The following is a 22,903-nucleotide window of genomic DNA, read 5'->3' as shown; positions in this document are numbered from 1 at the left end:
TAAAATATCGTTTACATTGACTTTGGGGAAGAGATGTTTAGTGCGATTAGAAATTACCTGTGAAGATCGCGTTGGTATAGCACAAGAAGTGTTAGCGATTTTTGTTGAGCGACAAATCAATATCAAAGGTATTGATGCGATTACCGAGTCCGGACAAATCTTTATGCATATGCCAGACTTAGAGTTCACACAATTGCAAGATTTTATGCCGCAGTTGCGTTTGATCAATGGCGTTAAAGATGTAAAGACCACCAATTACATGCCTTCAGAGCGCGAGCGCCACGTTCTTGATACCTTGGTCAGAACCATTCCCGACCCCATTCTTTCAATTGACGGCCGCGGCTTAGTGTACTCGTTAAACGATATGGCGTTGCAGCGCATTCCCGAAACCGAGCAAGAGATCAAAGGGCAACCGATAAATCACTGGATCAAAGGGTTTAACTTTTCACGATATATGGAGTCGAGTGAAGTATTGCCGCAAACGCGTCGTATCAAATTTATGGACGAGGACTTTGTCGCCGACATCCTGCCGGTACAATTACCGTCTGAAAACAACACCAAGGTGATTGCCGGCGCGGTGATCATGCTCAAGTCAGAAGCGCGTCTTGGCCAACAAATCAATGCGTTTAATCAACCTAAAGACAACGACTTTGCCAATGTCTTGGCATTTTCGCCACTGATGCGAAAAGTCGTGCGCGAAGCTCGCCGCATGGCATTGCTTGACTCATCCATTCTTTTAACCGGCGAAACCGGTACGGGTAAAGAGCTCATTGCGCGCTCCTGTCATCAGGCTAGCGATCGATCAGATAAGCCGTTTATCGTGGTCAATTGCGCATCCATGCCCGATGAAGCATGTGAATCGGAGCTGTTTGGTCGCTTACAGCAATCTGGCGACGTTAAGAAAGGGATATTCGAATTGGCCCAAGGCGGTACTATATTCCTCGACCAAGTAGCGCAAATGTCGTCCACGATGCAGTCTAAGTTATTGCGCGTCATTGATGACGGACGCTATCGTCGCGTTGACGATGAAAATGAAATCGAAATAAACGTGCGTATCATCAGTGCCACCAATGTTGATTTGTTGGCGTTGGTGGAAACCGGGCAGTTTAGAGAAGACCTGTATTATCGTTTGAATGTACTGGGCTTAAACATCCCTGCACTGCGCACCCGGCGCAAAGATATCTTGCCTCTTGCTGAACACTTTTGTAAAAAAGCGTGCCAAGCAAGTCAGCGGCCGATGATAAAAATGGAACAGTCATGTGCTGAGTTTATTGAAAATTATCCGTGGCCGGGTAACGTCAGGCAGCTAGAGAACACCATTTTACGGGCAGTGGCGTTATTAGACGTCGATGTAATGAGCAAAGCGCACTTACAATTACCGACCTATAGCTCGGATAGCGGTTATTTAGAAACTGAGTTTAACGAAACACTCGATGAGGCGGTAAAGAATTTCGAAGCCCAGTTGCTGCGCAAGCTTTATCCCGCGTACCCGAGTACGCGTCAACTAGCGCGTAAACTCGGCTTGAGTCATACCGCCATCGCCAATAAACTGCGCGAATATAATATCAATAAGAAAACCATTAAAATTTAAGGAGCTAGTATGCTTACTCTCTATGGCTATTGGCGTTCATCGGCGGCTTATCGGGTGCGCATTGCGTTGAACCTGAAACAATTGCCCCATCAACACAAAAGCATTCATCTGGTCAAAGATGGCGGCCAGCAACACAGTGCTCAGTACAAGCAACTCAACCCCAATGAATTGGTTCCAACCCTAGTCGATGGCGATATGGTGATTAATCAGTCGTTGGCGATTATTGATTACTTAGACGAAAAATATCCCAAGGTGCCTTTGTATCCCAGTGATCTTACCGGCCGTACTGCGGTGAAGGCGCTGGCTTATGACATTGCCTGCGATATTCATCCGCTCAATAATTTGCGCGTATTACAATACTTGAGTCAGTCAATGGGCGTTAGCGACCAACAAAAGTCAGACTGGTATTGCCATTGGATTGAGCAAGGGTTTTCTGCCTTGGAACAACGATTGAGTCAATGCGCAGGTAAATTTTGTTATCGAGACACGCCATCGGTCGCTGACTTGTGCTTGATCCCGCAAATCTATAATGCCAAGCGTTTCAACGTCGATATGTCGGCGTATCCAACAATCACTCGCATCGCTGAAAATTGCGCATCACTGCAGGCGTTTATTGATGCCGAGCCTGAACAGCAAGCAGACGCCAACAGTTAATCAATCTGGTTTATCCGTTGCCGCAAAAGGCAGCGGATAAATCGCTCATCAGACTTTACCCAGCCGAGCTAAACAGCTATCTTTATTAGATAAATTAGCTATTTTAGAGGCATTTTTTGCTTATGAATAACGGCGTTAGAAAGGCTACGGGAGCCACCTCACTGACAACTCTTATAGTGGTCTGTTGTTTGCTTGTGGCTGCGATTTGGGCTTTTTTCTTGTTTAACTCGAACACCCCAACAAAAGTGGATTCGCCAGCGGATGAATCGGTTGTCAGTGAGCCGCAAGAGCCCGTCGCCGAGCCAAAGCCCGAACCGGAGCCGGTGGTTGTTGAACCCGTAGATGAACCGGAACCCGTGATCAACACCGAAGCCAGTGAGGTACCAACGCCGGTTGTTGATTTACCTGAGCTTGATAACAGCGATGACTTTATCATGCAAGAGCTCAAACAAATAAGTGTCAGTAAATCGCTGTTATCGCTGATTTTGAGCGATGATTTGATCCGGCGCAGTGCAGTGGTTATCGATAATTTCGCCCGAGGCGATATAGCCTATAAACACTTGCCGTTAAAGCCCCTGGATAGCAAATATCAAGTGGTTGAGCAAGACAATGACGCTCCGGTATTTAATGTCAATCGACAAAACTGGGAACGCTATCAACAATACATTGATTTATTTCTCTCTTTTGAGCCTGAACAACTGGTGGCGACGTACCAAAACGTGAGGCCGTTATTGGTTAATGCATATGCCGAATTAGGCTATTCAGAGCAAGATTTTGAACGCGCTGTACAAGCCTGTTTACAACGCATTCTCGACGCTAAAGTAGCAAGTGGCCGTGAAGTGCTTATTCAGCCTAAGGTGGTCTATACCTATCAAGACAGTGAGCTCGAGAGCTTACCTGATGCCGATAAGTTACTGTTGCGGTTAGGACCTGAAAATCTCATGCAATTAAAGGCCATCGCTCTCGAATTGGACCGAGCAATGGCTGCGAAGGCCGATTGATTATGGCGTCGTTACCCGAGGTCCCTGCCCAAGTGCCAAGACAGCACAGCCATTTGGGGCAGCGTTTTGGCTTGTGGTTATTTGAGTTGATTGGTTGGCGTTTTGTTGGCGAATTTCCTGCACAGCAAAAAATGATCATGGCGGTCGCGCCACATACCTCGAATTGGGATTTTATTATTGGCGTTATTGCCAAACTTGCCCTCGATGTAAAATTGCACTTTCTCGGCAAACACACGATTTTTGTATGGCCGTTAAAGCCGATACTGCTTAGCTTGGGTGGAATCGCCGTGGATCGGCGCAGTGCCCACGGGGTGGTAGGGCAGATGGTGGATCAATTTAATCAGCACGAGCAACTCATCCTAGCCCTGTCTCCCGAAGGCACGCGTTCGAAAGTTGAACATTGGCGAACCGGTTTTTTACAAATCGCACGTCAGGCAAACGTACCGGTATTTCCAATCCAATTTAATTTTAAAAAGAAACAAATTGAGTTTATGCCGTTGCGTTATATCGGCGATGACATTGACCGAGAATTGGCTGAGTTTAAGGCGCTATTTGATGCCAACAGTGCAAAAAAACCGCAGTTGTTTTAACGGTGGACAAGAAATGCACAAATTTAATAAATATCACTTGCAAGCTAAAACACATTTATTCATAATGCCTGCCACTTAGGTTGTACCTAAGCACTTTATGGCACCTCTTGGTCCTCCCGCAATGATACTCTGTTAACCCGGCCAGGTCCGGAAGGAAGCAACCGTAGCAGACGACTCATGTGCCGGGATGAGGCTGAGAGGGGCCACCCAATCATCACCTTTCTTACTCTTTAAAATCTTCAGTTTGTAAATCTTCACGTTGTAAATCAATTTAGCCAGACGCAGTTGTTGGTGTTTTAGTCTTTGCCGTTCAATAGCTCAGTACAAGTGCTGTTTTTTGATTGTCACTGTGGTTTTAGCTTGCTTTATAAGTAAATGCCTTTTTCACCACTCTAGCACCTTAAAGCAGAGCATCGGCTAAAATTTCTCGTCGGCATTGCAGTTATCGGGTAATTATTTTACTCTGAGGCAATTTTATAATAACACTAAGTTAACCACGGTATGATGAATTGGATTAAGTCGCTGTTTTCATCAAATAAGCAGCATCAACCGCAAACTGTTAGTCGCCACAGTACAGAAGAAAAGTCGACCAATACGGCGCAGACACCGGCGGAACAAAGTGACAGTGAGTTGTCTGTGCACACCACATCTGATCACGGTCAGCCCATCGCTCGTTCGGCAACTGATGATGTAAAACACAGTACCGCTGCGTCTTCTACGCACACAGATAATGAGCCATCTGATGAGTCGATTAATACTCGCTTAGAACAAGCAAAGCAATTACACCGACAAGGACGTATCGACCTTGCTTTGCCAGTGTATCAAAGCTTACACCAAGCTCATCCCGATCTCGCTGATGTCTGGCATATGCTTGGTGTGGTCGCACTACAGCAGGGGCAGTTAGCGCAAGCCAACGATTATTTTGCTAGCGCGATAAGCCGCGATGATACTGTGGCCAATTACTTTGTTAACGCCGGCATTTGTGCGTTACAAAGCAATAATCTGACACCTGCAATTGAGCATTTTAGCCGCGCATTGGCGATTGAGGCCGATAATGACGCTGCACTGGCACACTTAACCAGCTGTTACATCGCCAGCAACCAACTGGAAAAAGCAGCCCTTGTCGCCAGTGATTATCAACGCTTATTTGCCAACCGAGCAGAAGGGCACCAACTGATGGCGAATGTGTTGTTGGCGCAAAAAAACACCTTGTCAGCGATAACTTGTTTGCGTGGGGCGATAGCATTAGAGCCCGATAACGTCGACGTTTTACTGCAGTTAGTGAGCTGTTATGAATTGCAAAACGATGTCGATAACGCCGCCGCCTATGTCGTTAAAGCAAAACAGTTACAACCGGGCAATCCGAAAGTGATCATGTTCGAGGGCATCGTCTTGCGCCGGCAGAAGCAGGCGGGCAAAGCGGTCAAGTTATTACAAAAATCGTTAAAATACGGGCTTGATAAACCCACCAGCGTTGAAGCCTATCATCAGTTGGGCTTAGCGCTTGATGAATCAGGCCAATACCAACAAGCGTATCAAGCGTTCTTGCAAAGCAATCAGCTTATGGCCAGTATGTCAGCCAGTAAAATAGATAGCTCGGGTTACACCGACATGCTGTTGGCGTATCAGTCACAGGCCAAAGCGATCAACAACCAAGTGGAGCAACCGGTAGCGACAAAACCCAAAACACCGATTTTTTTCGTCGCCTTTCCACGCTCTGGTACCACGCTGATGGAGCAAGTGTTGAAAGCTCATCCAGAGCTCACCACCACCGATGAAAACTCGCCGATTAACGCGATAATTGGACAAATGCGCGAAGAATACAAGGCCTACCCACAAGCATTAAGTGACTTAACCGATGCCGATAAAGCCCGTTATCGCCAGGTGTTTTGGCAACACATAGAGGCAACGCACGGCACCTTGCCCAACGGCCAGTTAATTGACAAATTGCCACTTAATATTGTCCATCTACCGTTGATTCGTACCTTGTTCAACGATGCCAAGTTTATCGTTGCGCTTCGCGATCCGCGCGATGTGGTGATCAGCTGCTTTATGCAAAAGTTTGAGTTAAACTCAGCGATGACCCATTTCCTCGACCTCAACGACGCGGCAGAGTTTTACCATCAAGTGATGACGTTGTGGCAAGTGTACAAGCAACATTTGCGCAGTGATGAATACATTGAATATCGCTACGAAGATTTGATCAGTGACTTTAACGCCACGGTGCAAAGGGTGCTTGATTTTACCGGCTCTAGCTGGCACGACGAGATGAATAGCTATCGCCAAAAGGCGTTGCAGCGCAACATCAGCACACCAAGCTACCGCGACGTGACCAATGAAATATCAACCAAAGCGGTTGCCCGACACCAGCATTACAAAGCGCAATTGGCGTCGGTCGAGCCAATTCTTAAAGAGCACATTGATCAATACGGGTACAACCGCTAACCAGAATTGACACGCTACTTAGATAGTGCTTGTCGCAATCGTCAAGCCAAGCTCGTTTATTGAGCTTGGCTTTGACTAGCGCACGCTGCGCTTATCACTTTCTTCTATTTGCCGTTCCACGTCGTTGATGGCTCGGCGACATCGACCTAATCGCTGGTGCAACGCGAAAATTTTCTGCTGCTCGGTTGTCTTGTCGTTGCCTTGGGCCCTTGCCAGTTTTTTTTCGTGATCTTTGATCATCAATTCCAAACGACTCTCAAAGCCTCGGTATTCGACCAGTTTAGTATGTAATTGATGGGCGCTGAGCATAACCCGTTTTGCTAACTGCTTATTGCTGTCTTCGGCTTGCTGTTGCTGATTGCGACGCTTGTTGCGTTGCAAGCGGTAGTCACTGTCTCGGTGGCGATTTTGATCCGATTTAATGGCGACAATAATGGCACTGACTTGCTGCTCTATTTGTATCAGTAGCGCATCGGCTAGTTGCTGTTGATTATTGCTGAGCAAATGTTGAACGTGTTTAAGTTGCTTTTGTACATAAACCACATAGGGGCGAAGGCGGTTACTTGATATTGGAAATGTGGTTTCTGAAAACAGCGGGCTTTCTTGCAAGTAATAATGTTGTTTGCGCTTCTCGTTGGCCTGGTCAACAGCCGTTGCTTGCTGCTCCAATTCGCTGATTATACTACTTAGTTTTTGCCATGCTTGCTGGTCGCTGTGTTTCATTAAATCACCCATGCCTCATACGCTAAACGCAGTGCCATAATAACTACCACCGATATAAATACCGGTCGAATAAATTTACTGCCATAGCGAATAGCTGAATGCGCACCTAACCAAGAACCTAACACCATAAATACGCCCATGGCTAAACCGTAAACGATATTTACCTGATCAAGATATAAAAATACCACTAACGAAACGAAATTGCTGATAAAGTTCATGCTCTTAGCCAAGGCAGAACTGAGTAGAATGTTCATTTTATACAAGGCGAGGTTAGATACCACCCAAAACGTTCCGGTCCCTGGGCCTGCAACGCCATCGTAAAAGCCCAATACTACACCCTGTAACCTTTGCTGTAATTTCAACCGCGCTGTTTTTAACGGCAGCGTTGTCGTTTCAACCAATGCGGTTTTAGCCAATAGGGCGTACACAGCACACAGCAAGATAATAATCGGTAACACTTTATTTAATGCCTCACTGGACATTAAATTTACCGCAATAGTCCCGATAAAAGCGCCAATCGCGGTTGCTATCGCACTGGATAACCAGAAAATCGGATCAAACAGTTTTTTACGGTAAAACGTTAGCGACGACGTGAATGAGCCGAAACACGCCGCCAGCTTATTTGTACCGAGCGTTAAATGCGGTGGCAGTCCGGTGGTAAGCAGGGCGGGAACAGTGAGCAAGCCTCCGCCACCGGCGATGGCGTCAATAAACCCTGCCAGTAAGCCAACTAATGACAATAAAAATAATAATGATGGTTGTTCAAATATCTCTAGCATTGAAAACATGACCGGCAACGGTGTGCCTAGATGTCATTCTGTCCTGAAAATGTGAGTGTTAAGGTTTATCGTTATCGCTAAGGCCGCTGTCGATGCTAATGGGTGTCAACATTTGCCAATAGACATTATTAAATAGCCAAGACCATAAGTGAAATGATTTCTCCTTTTATTTAGTATGGGTAACACGCCTTCGATGATCACATGTCCTTCAAGCGTTAGGTAACATATGTAACTTTGTGTGTATAGCAAATCAAAATATGAACAATCCGCCGCATTATCTGGTTGTTCTTGACCCATTCGCTGATGCGAGAGTGATTAACAGATAACCTTTGTTAATATAAATGCATGTTTTGTGGCATTTTATGCGTTTGTTGTGAGTAAGTTATTAGTTTTGGTAAAAAAATGTTAAAAAAGTTTAACTTTGTGGTGGATATGTTGTTGACCTGTTAAAGAGAATCGTTTTATTATCAAGGTCGACAGATTAGGCATTACGCCTTTCGATAAGAAAAGTAACGAAGCAATATAGCTTTGATATTAAAACAACACGAATCACTTAAAGTGATCCAGGGAGTAAACATGTATAGCAATAATAAACTTGCTAAAGCCGTTCGCCTTGCCTTAGTGTTTGGCGCAAGCGCAACAGCTGGTATCTCTGCAAATGCATTTGCAGCAGAAGAAGCAACAGCTGAAGAAGATGTTGAACGCATTGAGGTTACCGGTTCACGCATCAAGCGTACCGACCTAGAAGGTGCTTCACCGGTTACCGTTATGACCGCTGAAGACATCAAAGTTGAAGGTAACTTTACCGTAGCTGACGCGCTACGTGGTTCATCATTCAACTCATTTGGTTCTTTCTCTGAGCGTTCTGGTTCTTCAGCTCAGTCACAAGCAACCATCAACTTACGCGGTGCTGGTTCAGCGCGTACACTAGTTCTACTAGACGGTAAGCGTTTACCTGGTTCTCCAACTCTAGGTGGTCAATCAGCTAACCTTAACGCCATTCCAATGGCGGCTGTTGAGCGTATCGAAATCTTAACTAACGGTGCATCTTCTACTTACGGTTCTGACGCAATGGCAGGTGTTGTTAACATCATCCTTAAAAAGAACTACGAAGGTTTAGAGTTCACTGTTGGTGCAGGTCAACGTGACCAAGACGAAGGTACTACCTCAAATGAATTCTCAATCATCGGTGGTTACTCAAATGACAAAGGTAACGTAACGTTCTCGTTCGATCACCAACGTCGTCAAGGTATCTCTGATGGTGCGCGTCCGTACACAGCAGCAAAAACTAACGACTTAAACGGCGACGGTGTGATTGATATCTACACTGGTGAAGCTGACGGTTGGTCTTGGTACGGTGCATCTGTATTTGCTCCAGATTTCTCTGAAGTTCAAGCGTCACCTCTATGTGATGACTTAATCGCTGAGTACGGTTCAGACGTATTCATGAAAATGAATGCAAAACCAGGTACTGGTTACGACGGTGAAGTGTGTGCATTTGCTTACGCAAACGTTTCATACAACACGGCATCTGTTGACCGTAACACCTTATTCGTTGACGCGAACTATGAATTAACTGATGGCATCGAGTGGTTCGGTCGTGCGATGTTCGTACAAAACGAATCGTTTGGTCGTTACGCGCCACCAGCAGCGCCTTGGGCAAACATCTCAGCTGACAACCCGCACAACCCGTACGGTGTTGACGGTGCATACGGTCTATTCCGTTGGGTTGGTATCGGTAACCGTGACGGTATCGTAGACGATTACAACCAAGATTACTTAACTGGTTTAACTGGTGAGCTTGATTGGAACAACGCGTCTTGGGAAGTTTACTACCACAGAAACATCGCTGATAACAAATCAGTAGGTCGTTTCTACCTATCTTACGGTGGTTTAGCGTACAACGAGAAGAATGACATCCCACTTGGTTCTGAAGTTGGTACAGCCAACATGAAGTCAACCACGCTTCAAGATTCGTCTTCAACGTTTGACCAATACTTCGCTGGTATCGGTTTCGACTTATTTGCTCTTCCAGGTGGTGACATCGCTCACTACTTCGGTACTGAGTACATGGAGCAAACTTACTCTGACTTGTACGACGGTCAGTCAGAAGCAGGTCTAATCGGTGGTTCAGCAGGTAACTCTGCAGCTGGTGAACGCGATATCAAAGCGTTCTTCTACGAAGCACAAATGCCAATCATCGACTCGGTAGAGCTTAACATCGCAGCACGTTACGATGATTACTCTGATTTTGGTGACAACGTAGCGCCAATGGCAGCTGTTCGTTGGGAGCCACTAGACGGTCTTGTTGTTCGTGCATCTTACTCTGAGTCGTTCCGCGCACCAGGCCTAGATGAGCTAAACGCAGCAACTACTTTCTCTGCAGAAGCAGCAACTGACTTCCGTCAGTGTGAGCAACAAGGCACTTCACCAGAAGATTGTCCAGAGCGTCAATTTGATACGTACTACAAGTCTAACCCGAACCTAGGTGCTGAAGAATCAGAATACACCAACATCGGTGTTGCTTGGGATATCACTGACGATATCGGCGTAAAAGTGGATTACTTCGACTTGTCAATCACTAACGCAATCCAAACCAAAACTGTTCAGGGTCTATTGACAGACGAAGACCAAGGCGACTTGGTTGCGCTTGAGCAAGGTGCTGACACGACTAATGAAACCTTCTACCTAATTCGTTCACCAGGTGGTGGTCTACTAGAAGCGGGTACTGGTTACTACAACAGTGAAGGTAGCCTTAACATCGAAGGTGTTGACGTAACGTTAAGCGGTGCATTTGAAACAGCATTCGGTGACTTCCGTTTGAACATGATCAACTCATTTGTTCTTGATTGGGGTGACGAGTTCAACTACGCAGGTACTGACGGTGCGCCAGATCACAAAGCAGTAGCAACTGTTGGTTGGTCAATGGACGCATTTAGCTTCGCATGGACGACTAACTACACAGCTTCTACATCAGAGTCTTCTCGTGTAGTTGATAACAAGTTAGAAGAAAGCGGCAAGTTAGACTCTTGGATCCTACACCACGTGACAGCATCATACGATGCAGGTTCATACGGTACCATCACGTTCCAAGTTAACAACTTGACTGACGAAGACCCAGTACTTAACTCACTAGGTCAGTGGACCGACCAAAACTTGTACAACAACTTTGGTCGTGACTACCGCGTAAGCTACAACATCAAGTTCTAAGAACTGATGCTTAGCTAGCAATAACAAAAGGTCGCTTCGGCGGCCTTTTTTATTGGTGTTGCTGGCGTACCTCAGATCAAATTATCTTTGGTCAAACAGCCAAACCCTGCGTTCAATCGTGCTGTGCGAGGCTAGGCGAGCGTATCGTCAATCGATGATAGCCGACAGTGAGATAGGGCAATCAAACAGCTGTGCGCGCTTACATGGAGACGCATGAGTTCGTGGCGCACCTCTTTGCTTACTCATGTATTCTTTTTATGCGGCTACAAAGTGGATTTATAAAACTGTTAACGCGCCTAGCACACCCTTGCCCATGTTGTTCGTCTATTATTTCACCGAACGGCCATTGTTTAACTATAATGTGGTGGTAAAGTGAACGCTCAATTACCTCGGATCGACTGAGGCGAGATTTATTTTTATCGGCTAAATAATTGTTAAAGAAAGATTCTTTTACTATGGTTTGCAAAGTGCGTTAAAAATGCGACAATTGGCGCGAATTTTTGTTTGACTATCCCGTTGCCGTTAGTAAAAATGGCGCGCGGATACATAACAGTTGTCGAATCTGAGTAATTAGACTAAAAATAATACAATGCATAGGGTTTTTGCCATTCATTTGCGCCCAACAGCGCAAAATGATTGACATTAGCGCCTAGCTATTGTCTTATATAAAGCTGTCTTTTTATGAATAACATGGCAGAAATAGCAAGTTTGCTAACGTAACGTGTTGTCAACGACACTTTAGGTTAACATTGTTGTATTTCTGTTGTATGACAACGTAAGAGCACTGAGCAACTCGACAAGCTTACGCGTACGTCGGTTGAATCAGATCCGCAGACCCAATATTGGGTTGATTGGAACAAGTTAAATAGCAATTGGTTGGGAACTATGTCCAAAATGAGCAAGAAAAGCCTAATCGCCTCTTCGATTATTGGCGCCTTGGCTTTAGCAAGCAGCAATGTTGCTTCTGCTAGCAGCCTAAATGAACTGCAAAAAGCTGAAGCTGTTAAAATTAACGCATCAGCTAATTCACAAAAGAAAATCAACAATATTTATGAGCAAACTCAAGAGCTTTTAGCTGAGTACCGTACCGTTGTTGACGAAACTGAAAACTTGAAAGTTTACAATGACCACATTCAGCGTCTAGTAGATGACCAGCAAAAGGGTATCGACTCACTTGAGCGTCAAATTGGTACGATTCAAAACACCAAGCAAGGTGTTGTACCATTAATGTACAAGATGATTGACTCACTAGAGCAATTTATCGAAGCTGACATCCCTGTAAACTTAGCAGACCGTCAAGACCGTCTAGATCGCTTGAAAGACGTTATGTCTCGTCAAGGTATCTCGGTAGCTGAGCAATTCCGTTTAGTGCTTGAAGCCTACGAAATTGAAACAGACTACGGTTCAATGTTCTCTGCGTACCAAGGTGACCTTGAATTTGAAGGTCAAACTATCACTGTAGACTTCGTTCACATGGGACGTACTGTGTTAGTTGCTCAATCACTTGATCTTAAAAACGCATGGATTTGGGATCACAGCGACCGCAGCTGGAAGGCGTTAGGTGAGGAATACCTTAACCCTATCACTAAAGCAATTCGCATGGCTCGTAAACAGTCTGCGCCTGACTTAGTTAAACTACCAGTATATGCAGCGGGTGAATAATGAATAAATTTATCAAAAGCGCAGCAATTGCTGCAACTATGGCTCTAACAGCTGGTATCGCAACGACTGCAAATGCAAACCAGTTAGACGACCTACTACAAAAGATCAAAGCAGATCGCGTATCTGTTGCTAAGCTTGACAAAGCTCGTGAGCAAGAGTTCTTATCTGCTCGTGCTGACAAGCAAGCACTACTAAACAAAGCGAAAGCAGAACTTGCTCAAGAAAACGAGCGCAACGCACGTTTAACTAAGCAGTTTGCTGACAACGAAACAACATTAACCAACAAAGAAGCCGAGCTTGAAGCTGCAAAAGGCGACTTAGGTGAAATGTTCGGTGTTGTTCGTCGCGCATCAAGCAATGCATACGGCCGTATCGCTACCTCAGTTGTTAGCGCTCAATACCCAGGTCGTGAAGATGTGTTAAACAAGCTTGCTAACGCCAAAGAAATCCCAGTATTGTCTGAACTAGAAGAACTTTGGTTCGCTCTACAAACAGAAATGACTGAGTCTGGTAAAGTTGCGAGCTTCGAAGCTGAAATCACAAACCTAGACGGTACTAAGAGTTCTGCTAATGTAACGCGTATTGGTTCATTCAACTTGGTATCTTCAGATATCGGTTACTTGAACTACAACGACGAGCAAGGTCTTATTCAACCACTAGGTAAGCAACCTGACGGTGCAATCGTTGGTACAGTTGCGCCATTTACCGCAAACTCTGCTGGTTATGCGCCTCTGTTTATTGACCCTTCAAAAGGTCAAATCTTGAAGTTAGAGACGCAAAAAGCGACTCTTGAAGAGCGCTTCCACCAAGGTGGTACAGTAGGTTACGTTATCACTGCAGTTCTTATCTTAGGTCTATTAATCGCTCTTGAGCGTCTAATTTACTTAGGTGCTACCGGTGCTAAGATCCGCGCACAACTTAAGAACACTGCACAGCCTAATCCAAACAACCCTCTAGGTCGTTTGCTACAAGTTTACAACGACAACAAAGACGTTGATGCTGAGTCGCTAGAACTTAAACTTGATGAAGCTATCTTGCGTGAAACACCAAAAGTTGAACGCGGTATCAACATCATCAAGATCTTTGCGGCTATCGCGCCACTACTAGGTCTACTAGGTACAGTTGTTGGTATGATCGGTACGTTCCAATCAATCACGCTTTACGGTACTGGTGATCCTAAAATCATGGCGGGTGACATCTCAATGGCACTTGTAACAACAGCTATGGGTCTAATCGCTGCACTACCACTAATCCTTATCCACTCTATTGTGGCTACTCGTGGTAAGCAGATCTTCCATGTTCTTGACGAGCAAGCTGCGGGCATCGTAGCTGAGATCGCCGAGAAGGAGAAACACTAATGTTATACCTGATAGAGCTTTGGGAATCTGTCAGGGAATTTATAGCCACCGGCGGTGGAGTATTGTACTTCGTTGCCGTGGCACTCTTCTTAATGTGGATATTAATGATTGAGAAGTATTGGTTCTTAGCATCAGTTTACCCAAAAATGAAAAGCGATATCATCGCCAAATGGGAAGCCAGAACCGATACTACATCATGGTATGCTCACAGAATTAGAGATACATGGATTTCTGAAGCGACAGAGATATTAGACGCGCGTATGCTGACTATCAAAACTCTTGTAGCCATGTGTCCTCTTATTGGTCTGTTAGGTACGGTAACCGGTATGATTACGGTTTTCGAAACTATGGCCACACAAGGGACCGGTAACCCACGCCTTATGGCTGACGGTATTTCAATGGCAACAATCCCGACAATGGCGGGAATGGTAGCGGCATTATCTGGCGTATTCTTCAGTACCCGATTAGACGCGAAAGTAAAAATGGCGAAGGCTAAGCTTGTAGATAGCTTACCTCATCACTAGAGAGATTTTCACATGGCACGTAAACGCATTCGTGAAGAGGAAGAAGCAGCAGTAGATATGACGCCGATGCTAGACATCGTATTCATCATGCTAATATTCTTCATCGTAACCACTTCATTTGTTAAAGAAGCTGGTATAGATGTGCAAAAGCCTAAAGCGGCCAATGCAAGTAAAAAACCATCAGCGAACATTTTTATTGCTGTTCGTGAGAATGGTGAGATCTGGATGGACAAGCGTGTAGTTGATGTTGAGCGTGTTTCAGCTAACATCGAAAAACTACTTGCTGAGCAACCAACCGATATCGTAATCATCCAAGCTGACAAAGGCGCTAAACACGGCGTTGTTGTTAAAGTTATGGATGCAATCAAGGATGCAGGAATCGATAAGATTTCCATTGCTGCAGCGACAGGTGGTTAATTATGGTTCGCTTTTTAGTATCAATACTACTAGGCGTTGCTGTAACCTTTGGTTTGTTTGTCTTTATGGCATACTTGATTTCAGGTGGCGCTAAACGTAACGCTGGTGAAGATGAATCGGTAATCATCGATATCGTATCGGCACCGCCTGAGTCAAAAGTACAAGAGCGTAAGCGCGTTCCACCGCCGCCGCCGCCGCCACCGAAGACGCCACCGAAGCCTCAGGCTCCGGAGCCGGAAACAAGTAGCGACACCTCTGGTGTGTCATTCAACGTTCCTGGTGTTGAGTTGTCTGGTGCAAGTGCTGGTATGGATGCACCTGGTGCGGGATTTGGACGCGACGGTGAAGCAACACCGATTGTTCGAATTGAGCCTAAGTATCCAATTCAAGCAGCTCGCGACGGTAAAGAAGGTTGGGTACAGCTACGTTTCACCATTAACGAAGTTGGTGGTGTAGAAGATGTTGAAGTTATCGCTGCTGAGCCAAGACGTATTTTCGACAAGGAAGCCAAACGCGCGCTTCGCAAGTGGAAATACAAGCCAAAAGTTGTTGACGGCAAGCCGCAAAGACAACCTGGCATGACAGTTCAGCTTGACTTCAAGATGAGCCAACAAGGGGGAGCACAGTAATGATCAAAAAACTACTAAGCACTTCTGTGGTGGTCGCAATGGTTGCGACGTCAACGGTTTCTGGAACAGCGCATGCATTTGCTAACTGTCCAAAAGACCCGAACGCAAAGCCTGCTCGCACCAAGATTGTTGGCCCAAGCATCGGTAAAAAAGTTCAAAAGGCTTTTGAAGCGTACTCTGAAGATCGCATCGACGATGCGCTATCAATCTTACTAGCGGTTGAAGCTAGCAAAGAGTATGACCGAGCTTACCTTGATCGCTTTATTGCCAATATGTACGCGACCAAAGGTGGAGACCATGCGAAGAAAGCATTGCCTTACCTTGAGAGCTCAGTAAAGAACGAAGTGCTTAACGAAAAAGAGCACGCCGATACCATCAAGCTATTAGCTGACTTGCAAATGCAAGAAAAGCAATACAAAGATGCATTGAAAAACTATGCAGCTTGGATGGACTTTACCTGTGAAGAAGACGCTAATACGTATGTAAAGATTGCGCAAGCACATTACGAGCTTAAGCAATTGGATAAAATGATTGAGCCTGCAGACAAAGCGATTGCTTTGTACAAAGAGCCTAATCAAAATCCATACATTTTGAAGCTGACTTCTTACTACGAGCGCAAGCAGTATAAGCCTGCGGTAGGTGTACTTGAAGAAGTGGTGCAGTTGTTCCCAGAGAACAAGCAGTGGTGGACGCAGCTAGGTATGTTTTATACCTTGGTTGAGGACTACAAAAAGGCATTGTATACGTTAGATATGGCGTATCAACAAGGCTTTCTTGAGAAAGAGTCTGAGATCAAAATGCTCGCCAACTTATATCAGCAAGCCGATGTTCCATTTCGCGCTGCAAAGCTTATGGAAAAGTACATTGACAACGGTTTAATTCCGCGCACAGATGCAAACTTGTTTACCATGGCAAATGCATTCCACGCAGCGCAAGAAGTAGACACGGCAGCGAAGTACTTTGGTGAGACAGCGAAACTGTCAAACGATCCAAAACACTACCGCCGTCAAGGTATGCTGTTGCAGCAGTCTGAGCGTTTCGACGAAGCAACCGTAGCGCTTAAGAAAGCACTAGAGTTGGGCATCGAAAACCAAGGCTCTGTATACATGACATTAGCTGAAGCGTATTTCTATCAAGAGAAATACTCGCAAGCAGCGGTTATGATCAAAGAAGCACAAAAAGATCCTAAGACTCGCAAAGCAGCGCGTGCTTGGGCATCTTATATCCGCGATACAGCAGAGCGTAAGAAAAAGCTAGGCTAGTGGATACTCGCTATCAGTAATAAAAAACCAGCATCGCGCTGGTTTTTTTTTGCCTGCTATTTATCTTTGTCGGATGGCGGTGCGGGGGGGGGCGTGACAATTTGCAACCCTGCATTTGCGATGTGAGGTTGTGATTGGCAACGTCTAAACGCAGAAGGATACGAGCGCATACAAAAAGAGGCCACTGCCGTGCTCAATTAGGTGGCGCTAACGTTTAGTTCACGCTGACGTTTAAGTCTTTTAAAATTCCGTCTTTTAAGTTGTAGATAAATCCGTGAATCGTTACCTCTTGCTTGTTTTGCCAAGCATTGATTAAGGTTGTGGTTTTGGCAACGTTAATCACTTGTTCTACGACGTTTAGCTCACACAGGCGATTGACCAAGGCCTCTCCCTCAAGTGCGTCTAAAGTCGCTTGGTGAAAGCGCTGTACGTCGTTGATGTGGCGCAACCAGTTATCGATTAAGCCGTGTTGGTCTTGATCAAGCGAGGCACTGATCCCACCACAGCCATAATGGCCGCAAACAATAATGTGTTTTACTTTCAAAACATCAACGGCGTATTGAATCACCGATAGGCAATTGAGGTCGGTGTGAATGACTTGATTCGCAATATTGCGATGGACAAACACTTGTCCGGGCATCAATCCGAGCAATTGGTCCGCCGAAACGCGCGAATCAGAACAGCCAATCCACAAGTACTCAGGGTTCTGTTGTTTTGATAATTGTTCGAAAAAGTCAGGTTGTTGCTGACTAATTCTTTTTGCCCACGCCTGATTGTTGGCAAACAGTGTCTTGATATCGGTCATCAGTGGTTCGTACTATCGAATTGTTTAAATCATTTTAAACTCTAACCTAAGTCGCACACTGATGTATAATAATATCCCTTAAATACGTAGGTTTTTTGATTGTTGTCAAATAGGAGATACGATATGGCCGTAGCAAGCGCTCGACATATTCTGGTTAAAGATAAAGCCCTAGCTGAAAAGTTGAAAAAGCAATTGGCTAACGGCGAGGATTTCGCAAAGCTCGCGAAGAAGTTTTCGACCTGCCCATCGGGCAAGCGAGGTGGCGACTTAGGCGAGTTTCGCAAAGGCCAAATGGTGAAAGCGTTTGACGATGTGGTATTTAACAAGCCGGTATTGGAAATTCACGGTCCGGTTAAAACCCAGTTTGGCTTCCACTTGATTCAAACAATTTACCGCAGTTAATCACGGCGCTGTTTTAGTTCAATGAGTTAAGCCGCTGCAAAGCTGTACAAGCGCTTTTTGCCTTTGACGCCGGCAGTGTTGACTAGGGCATTTAGCTTTTGCCCAGAACTAATACAACACAGCCGCGATGTTAAGGTCGCTCGTCGTGTTCGCGCTCTTGTCGCTCAAGCTCCTGGTTGCGCTGTTTTATTCGTTCTAACTGTTGCTCGGATAAGTTGAATTTTTTCGCGCTTTTATAAAGCAGATAGACGCCGCTAATAATAAAAGCTAACGCAATAAGTAAAATGACTTTAAACATAAGCGAGATCCTTGGCCAATCGGTTTGTTTATCATAACACAACAATAACAGGGCGTCGTCGACACCCTGTTGTCAACTTAAGCGTTATTCGCTGGTCTGTGTTACATCGCCGATATGTCGGTGGCTTGTTTCATCGCCTTGGTAAAGTCAGCCAATTTGCTTAACATCAGTTGCTGATTATCGAGGTTATCAGCAATGATATTGACCACCGCACTGCCTGATATCGCACCGCGAGCACCAGATGCGATAGCGTTTTGCACCTGTGTTGGCGATGAGATCCCAAATCCAAGCACCGGTGGCGCAGCGGATAACTCAGCCAGCGCTGATAACAGACTACTCGAGCATTGCTCGGCCTCTACGTTGGTTCCCGTAACACCGGCTCGAGCCAGCACATAGGTATAACCGACGCTTTGCGCCGCAACTTGCTTTAAGGTGTGTTCACTGGCATTTGGCGGGGCAATAAATATTGGCGCAATACCATGGCGCTCGGCAGCCTGTTTAAAGCGCGCAGCTTCGCGCATTGGCACATCGGCAATCAGCACCGAGTCAACACCTGCGGCATTGACTTGTTGATAAAATCTATCAATACCACGAGCAAAGACAATGTTGGCATACAGTAATAAACCAATGGGGATATCGGCGTTGTAACGTCGAATAGTGGCTAATATGTCTAGGCAAACATCGGTATTAACATTGGCGGTAAGGGCTCTGGATGTGGCGCGTTGTATAGTCAAGCCATCGGCACTTGGATCGGAGTAGGGGATGCCTAACTCCAATGCATCGGCACCGTTATCGATCAGCGTTTTAATGATTTCAATCGATTGCTCTTTGTTCGGGTCGCCAATGGTGACAAAAGGAATAAAGGCACCTTGTCGTTTTTGCTCAAGCTGGGCAAATAATTCGCGGTAGCGATACCCCAATTTATGCGGTTGTGTCATTGTCCTGCCTCCTGCTCGTTATTGTCACCTATAATGCTCATCACATGCGCTAAGTCTTTATCGCCTCGACCAGACAAGTTGACAAGGATCACCGTATCTTCGGTTGCCTGGTTGGCCAATTGTAATGCATAGGCAATTGCATGTGATGACTCTAATGCAGGGATAATACCTTCCGAACGCGACAGTGCCTTAAACGCGGCTAACGCTTGTTCGTCATTAATCGCGACGTACTGCGCGCGTTTACTGTCTTTTAACATCGCGTGTTGGGGGCCCACCGCAGGGTAATCTAACCCCGCGGAAATCGAGTAGGACTCTTCAATTTGACCATCGTTATCTTGCATAATGTAGGTATACGCACCGTGTAACATGCCCTTCGTTCCCGCCACTAAGGTGGCGCCGTGCTCACCCGAGTCGATGCCTTTACCGCCGGCTTCAACGCCGATCAGTTTTACCTCTTCGTGCGGGATGAAATCATTAAACATACCGATGGCATTAGAGCCTCCGCCGACACAGGCAACCACATAGTCAGGTAAGCGTCCTTGCTCTTCGATAATTTGTTGTTTAGCTTCGATACCGATCACTTTTTGAAACTCGCGCACGATGGTGGGAAATGGGTGTGGTCCGGCTGCCGTACCGAGCAGGTAATGGGCGTTTTGATAGTTTGCCGACCAATCTCTCAACGCCTCGTTAACCGCGTCTTTTAAGGTGCCTGAGCCGGCGGTTACTGGGATCACTTCAGCCCCCATCAATTTCATGCGAAATACGTTGGGCTGTTGGCGGTCGCAATCAACTTTGCCCATGTATACGCGGCACTTTAAACCCAATAGCGAACAGGCAATTGCAGTAGCAACACCGTGTTGACCGGCACCCGTTTCAGCGATTATTTCGGTTTTACCCATGCGTTTTGCCAATAGGGCTTGACCTAACACTTGGTTGGTTTTGTGGGCACCACCGTGCAATAAATCTTCTCGTTTGAGATACAGCTTAACCCGATCGTTGTTGTGCAGGTTGCGGCACAAGGTTAGTGGTGTGGGCCGACCGGCAAATTTTTCCAGCAGTTCGTTTAATTGGTGTTGGAACTGGTCATCACCTTGGCTGTCAATGAAGGCTTGTTCGAGTTGCTCAAGTGCAGGGACGAGAAGCTCGCTAACATACATACCGCCAAATTCGCCAAAATAGGCACTGTGTTGAGCGTGGTTATGGTCTAAGTCATTCATCAATATCACCTAGTTATATTGTCTTAGCAAAGTAAACAATTGTTGTAGTTTGTGTTTGTCTTTTACCCCAGCACAGAGTTCGACACCAGAGTTTATATCGAGGCCAAGCATATCGGTTTGCAACAGCAGGGCAATCGCATCTTTGACATTATGGCTGTCAATGCCACCGGCGAGCATAACCGGTGCATTTAGCTGTTGGATGTGGTGTGTTAGCGACCAGTCAAACGCTTGCCCAGAACCAGGTTGCTTGTTGTCCAATAAATACATATCACTACCGACAACGGCTTGCGGTATGCACGCGTCAACAGCCAACGCTTTGATGATCTTGATTTTACTGGCTAACTGTTGGCGTAACTGGGCGATATAGTGTTGGTCTTCACGACCGTGAAGTTGTACAGCCCACAAGTTTAGTAGCTGACAATGCTCAACCACGACGTCAATACTATGATCTTTAAATACCGCAATATAGCGCACCTGATGATCGCACTGAAACGCCACCTCAGCTTGTAGTTGTTGAGCTTTTTGTAAACTGATGCAACGCGGCGATGAATCGACAAAGATCATACCAACACTGGTTGCGCCTGCGCCTATGGCATGAACGATATCCTCACTGCGGGTCATACCGCAGACTTTGTGATCGCCATAAATCAATTGGCGACAGGCGAAGTCAATGTCGTTTTGGGCCATAAGTGAGCTGCCAATGAGAAAGCCGTTGGCGACGGAGGCTAAAGCTCGAAGTTGTTTATTGTCATTTATGCCCGATTCAGAAATGATCATCCGGTCACTCGGGATCAGTGACGCCAAGTCAAAAGTGCGCGTGGTATCGGTTGTTAAGTCCCTTAAATTGCGATTGTTAATACCGATAAGGCGCGCGCCAAGGGCGATTGCCCGCTCGGTTTCAGCAACGGTAGAAACTTCGGTGAGAATTGCCATATTGTAGTCTTCGGCCACCTTGGCCAAAGCACAGTACTGTTCATCGGTTAACACACTTAACATTAACAGGATGGCATCTGCGCCGTGATAACGGGCCAAGTGTACTTGATAGGCATCGATGAAAAAATCTTTGTTGAGAATTGGGCAGTCGACAACTTGCCGCACTTGACGAAGGTACTGAAAACTTCCTTGAAAAAAACGTTGTTCGGTTAATACCGAAATGGCGCTGGCGTATTTGTCATAAACACGTGCAATTGCCTGAGGGTTAAAGTCGGCGCGAATTAGCCCTTTTGACGGCGACGCTTTTTTACACTCTAAAATAAAGTGGCAACCCGGCTGTGCTAGCACCGCATACATATCGCGCGTTGTCGGGGTAATCGAGTCGAGCAGCGAGGCCAATGGTTGGCGTTGTTTTAGTTGGTCAATTTCTACGCGCTTGTGGGCAATAATGTTTTGTAAAATATTAGCCATGACTTACCTCGACCAGTGTTGCTAAGGTATTGGCCGCCAAGCCCTGTGCAATCGCCTGTTGTACAATGTCGCTTGCTTGGGCTAGGTTATCGGTTTGGCCGGCTAAATACAAAAGAGCAGCAGTATTGATCACCACCGCGTGATGATGCGCAAGTTGGCCGCAGCCGTTGATGACATTTAAACTGAACTGAGCATTTTCAGTCGCACTACCGCCTTTGATACTGGCGAGCGGGTGATATGGAATAGCAAAATCCTCTGGCGTAATAGTCAGTTCTCGCAATGACTGTGGTGTTATGTCGATGACCTGTGTTGGACCATGTATGGCTATTTCATCGAGTCCAGAGCCGTAAACTACCCAAGCTCGTTCAACTCCGGTAAGTTGCAACGCTTTGGCCATCGGCATCAATAAGCGGCTATCGTATACGCCAAGTAGCATGATTTTTGGCGCAGCGGGGTTAACTAAAGGTCCGAGGATATTAAACAGTGTTCTAACACCCAGAGCAGAGCGCACCTTAGCGGCGTGTTTAAAGCCCGCGTGATAATGAGGCGCATACAAAAAACAGGTTCCGGCTTGCTCAATGCATTGATAGGCCGTGGCCGCACTCATATCCAATTTTACTCCCAGCGTCTCTAATAAATCGGCGGAGCCAGATTTACTTGAAACACTGCGGTTGCCGTGCTTGGCAACGGGTAAACCACACGCACCGGCAACAATCGCTGCCGTGGTTGATATATTAATGGTGTTGTGGCCATCACCGCCGGTACCGACACAGTCAACCAGTTTACGTTGATTAGCTACAAAGGGTTTGGCTGCTGCTCTTATTGCCAACGCCGCACCAGCTATTTCTTCTGGCGTCTCGCCTTTGATCGCCAGCGCAGTGAGTACCGCACTTAACAAGGCGGGCTCCACTTGCCCACTGATAACGTCGCTGAAGAATTGTTCACTTTGTTGTTGGCTTAAACTGTCGCCGTTTATTAATTGTGATAACATCTC

Annotated in this window: 21 protein-coding genes and 1 other RNA gene; 14 read left to right on the top strand and 8 right to left on the bottom strand. The window is 46.0% G+C overall.

The genetic code is table 11. From position 1 onward, the window contains the following. Positions 1 to 40: 40 nt before the first annotated feature. The 6 genes from tyrR (at position 41) to ACAY30_RS10710 (ending at position 6,281) form a co-directional block, all read left to right on the top strand. Positions 41 to 1,591 (top strand): transcriptional regulator TyrR, encoded by a 1,551-nt coding sequence (gene tyrR / locus ACAY30_RS10735; RefSeq protein WP_290252030.1) that lies wholly within the window; start codon positions 41 to 43, stop codon positions 1,589 to 1,591. A 9-nt stretch (positions 1,592 to 1,600) separates the two neighbouring features. Next, a complete protein-coding gene (maiA, locus tag ACAY30_RS10730; RefSeq protein ID WP_290252031.1) occupies positions 1,601 to 2,245 on the top strand; it encodes a maleylacetoacetate isomerase in 645 nt (214 codons plus the stop codon). Positions 2,246 to 2,463: 218 nt separating this feature from the next. Beyond that, entirely contained in the window at positions 2,464 to 3,246 is a 783-nt protein-coding gene (locus ACAY30_RS10725; protein WP_290252032.1) for a DUF3014 domain-containing protein, read from the top strand. Between the two features lie 2 nt (positions 3,247 to 3,248). Further along, positions 3,249 to 3,836, top strand: a complete 588-nt coding sequence (locus tag ACAY30_RS10720) for a lysophospholipid acyltransferase family protein (protein WP_290252033.1) — start codon at positions 3,249 to 3,251, stop codon at positions 3,834 to 3,836. A gap of 105 nt (positions 3,837 to 3,941) precedes the next feature. Beyond that, positions 3,942 to 4,038: signal recognition particle sRNA small type (ffs, locus tag ACAY30_RS10715), an RNA gene on the top strand. A 299-nt stretch (positions 4,039 to 4,337) separates the two neighbouring features. Further along, the gene (locus ACAY30_RS10710; protein WP_290252034.1) at positions 4,338 to 6,281 is read left to right on the top strand and encodes a tetratricopeptide repeat-containing sulfotransferase family protein; all 1,944 of its coding nucleotides are present in this window, start codon (positions 4,338 to 4,340) and stop codon (positions 6,279 to 6,281) included. 75 nt (positions 6,282 to 6,356) lie between these two features. On the opposite strand, the gene priC is transcribed toward ACAY30_RS10710, so the two are convergent. Next, positions 6,357 to 7,004 carry a primosomal replication protein PriC gene (gene priC, locus ACAY30_RS10705; protein ID WP_290252035.1) on the bottom strand — a complete coding sequence of 216 codons (648 nt, stop codon included), beginning with the start codon at positions 7,002 to 7,004 and terminating at the stop codon, positions 6,357 to 6,359. Further along, the gene (locus ACAY30_RS10700; protein ID WP_290252036.1) at positions 7,004 to 7,783 is read right to left on the bottom strand and encodes a TSUP family transporter; all 780 of its coding nucleotides are present in this window, start codon (positions 7,781 to 7,783) and stop codon (positions 7,004 to 7,006) included. Before ACAY30_RS10700 ends, priC begins: the two co-directional genes overlap by 1 nt. A gap of 576 nt (positions 7,784 to 8,359) precedes the next feature. Between ACAY30_RS10700 and ACAY30_RS10695 the strand changes: the two genes are divergently transcribed. The 7 genes from ACAY30_RS10695 (at position 8,360) to ACAY30_RS10665 (ending at position 16,845) form a co-directional block, all read left to right on the top strand. Next, positions 8,360 to 10,993, top strand: a complete 2,634-nt coding sequence (locus ACAY30_RS10695; RefSeq protein ID WP_290252037.1) for a TonB-dependent receptor — start codon at positions 8,360 to 8,362, stop codon at positions 10,991 to 10,993. A gap of 885 nt (positions 10,994 to 11,878) precedes the next feature. After that, a complete protein-coding gene (locus ACAY30_RS10690) occupies positions 11,879 to 12,655 on the top strand; it encodes a DUF3450 domain-containing protein (RefSeq protein WP_290252038.1) in 777 nt (258 codons plus the stop codon). Further along, a complete protein-coding gene (locus tag ACAY30_RS10685; RefSeq protein ID WP_290252039.1) occupies positions 12,655 to 14,013 on the top strand; it encodes a MotA/TolQ/ExbB proton channel family protein in 1,359 nt (452 codons plus the stop codon). Before ACAY30_RS10690 ends, ACAY30_RS10685 begins: the two co-directional genes overlap by 1 nt. After that, the gene (locus ACAY30_RS10680; protein ID WP_290252040.1) at positions 14,013 to 14,537 is read left to right on the top strand and encodes a MotA/TolQ/ExbB proton channel family protein; all 525 of its coding nucleotides are present in this window, start codon (positions 14,013 to 14,015) and stop codon (positions 14,535 to 14,537) included. The genes ACAY30_RS10685 and ACAY30_RS10680 overlap by 1 nt, the downstream gene beginning before the upstream one ends. A 12-nt stretch (positions 14,538 to 14,549) precedes the next feature. Further along, on the top strand, positions 14,550 to 14,954 hold the full coding sequence (locus ACAY30_RS10675) for a biopolymer transporter ExbD (protein ID WP_290252041.1): 405 nt from the start codon (positions 14,550 to 14,552) through the stop codon (positions 14,952 to 14,954). Positions 14,955 to 14,956: 2 nt separating this feature from the next. Next, on the top strand, positions 14,957 to 15,583 hold the full coding sequence (locus tag ACAY30_RS10670) for an energy transducer TonB (protein ID WP_290252042.1): 627 nt from the start codon (positions 14,957 to 14,959) through the stop codon (positions 15,581 to 15,583). After that, the gene (locus tag ACAY30_RS10665) at positions 15,583 to 16,845 is read left to right on the top strand and encodes a hypothetical protein (RefSeq protein WP_290252043.1); all 1,263 of its coding nucleotides are present in this window, start codon (positions 15,583 to 15,585) and stop codon (positions 16,843 to 16,845) included. The genes ACAY30_RS10670 and ACAY30_RS10665 overlap by 1 nt, the downstream gene beginning before the upstream one ends. A gap of 214 nt (positions 16,846 to 17,059) precedes the next feature. On the opposite strand, the gene can is transcribed toward ACAY30_RS10665, so the two are convergent. Continuing rightward, positions 17,060 to 17,650, bottom strand: a complete 591-nt coding sequence (gene can, locus ACAY30_RS10660) for a carbonate dehydratase (protein WP_290252044.1) — start codon at positions 17,648 to 17,650, stop codon at positions 17,060 to 17,062. A gap of 123 nt (positions 17,651 to 17,773) precedes the next feature. Here can and ppiC point away from each other — a divergent pair, with 123 nt between their 5' ends. Continuing rightward, positions 17,774 to 18,052, top strand: a complete 279-nt coding sequence (ppiC, locus tag ACAY30_RS10655) for a peptidylprolyl isomerase PpiC (RefSeq protein ID WP_290252045.1) — start codon at positions 17,774 to 17,776, stop codon at positions 18,050 to 18,052. A gap of 130 nt (positions 18,053 to 18,182) precedes the next feature. Here the strand turns inward: ppiC and ACAY30_RS10650 are convergent, their stop codons facing one another. The 5 genes from ACAY30_RS10650 to trpD form a co-directional block, all read right to left on the bottom strand. After that, the gene (locus tag ACAY30_RS10650) at positions 18,183 to 18,350 is read right to left on the bottom strand and encodes a DUF2897 family protein (RefSeq protein ID WP_290252046.1); all 168 of its coding nucleotides are present in this window, start codon (positions 18,348 to 18,350) and stop codon (positions 18,183 to 18,185) included. Positions 18,351 to 18,451: 101 nt separating this feature from the next. Further along, positions 18,452 to 19,288 carry a tryptophan synthase subunit alpha gene (gene trpA / locus ACAY30_RS10645; RefSeq protein WP_290252048.1) on the bottom strand — a complete coding sequence of 279 codons (837 nt, stop codon included), beginning with the start codon at positions 19,286 to 19,288 and terminating at the stop codon, positions 18,452 to 18,454. Next, positions 19,285 to 20,505, bottom strand: coding sequence for a tryptophan synthase subunit beta (trpB, locus tag ACAY30_RS10640; RefSeq protein ID WP_290252050.1), 1,221 nt, complete (start codon positions 20,503 to 20,505; stop codon positions 19,285 to 19,287). The genes trpA and trpB overlap by 4 nt, the downstream gene beginning before the upstream one ends. A 9-nt stretch (positions 20,506 to 20,514) precedes the next feature. Then, complete coding sequence (gene trpCF, locus ACAY30_RS10635) at positions 20,515 to 21,909, bottom strand: bifunctional indole-3-glycerol-phosphate synthase TrpC/phosphoribosylanthranilate isomerase TrpF (protein ID WP_290252051.1); 1,395 nt, start codon at positions 21,907 to 21,909, stop codon at positions 20,515 to 20,517. After that, on the bottom strand, positions 21,902 to 22,900 hold the full coding sequence (gene trpD, locus ACAY30_RS10630) for an anthranilate phosphoribosyltransferase (RefSeq protein ID WP_290252052.1): 999 nt from the start codon (positions 22,898 to 22,900) through the stop codon (positions 21,902 to 21,904). Before trpD ends, trpCF begins: the two co-directional genes overlap by 8 nt. Positions 22,901 to 22,903: the final 3 nt, after the last annotated feature.

Origin of the sequence: Thalassotalea ponticola (genome assembly GCF_041379045.1) — a bacterium.
In the GTDB taxonomy this organism is placed as follows: domain Bacteria; phylum Pseudomonadota; class Gammaproteobacteria; order Enterobacterales; family Alteromonadaceae; genus Thalassotalea_A; species Thalassotalea_A ponticola.
The sequence above is the reverse complement of the archived record's forward strand: the minus strand, read 5'-3'. Positions and strand labels throughout refer to the sequence as shown.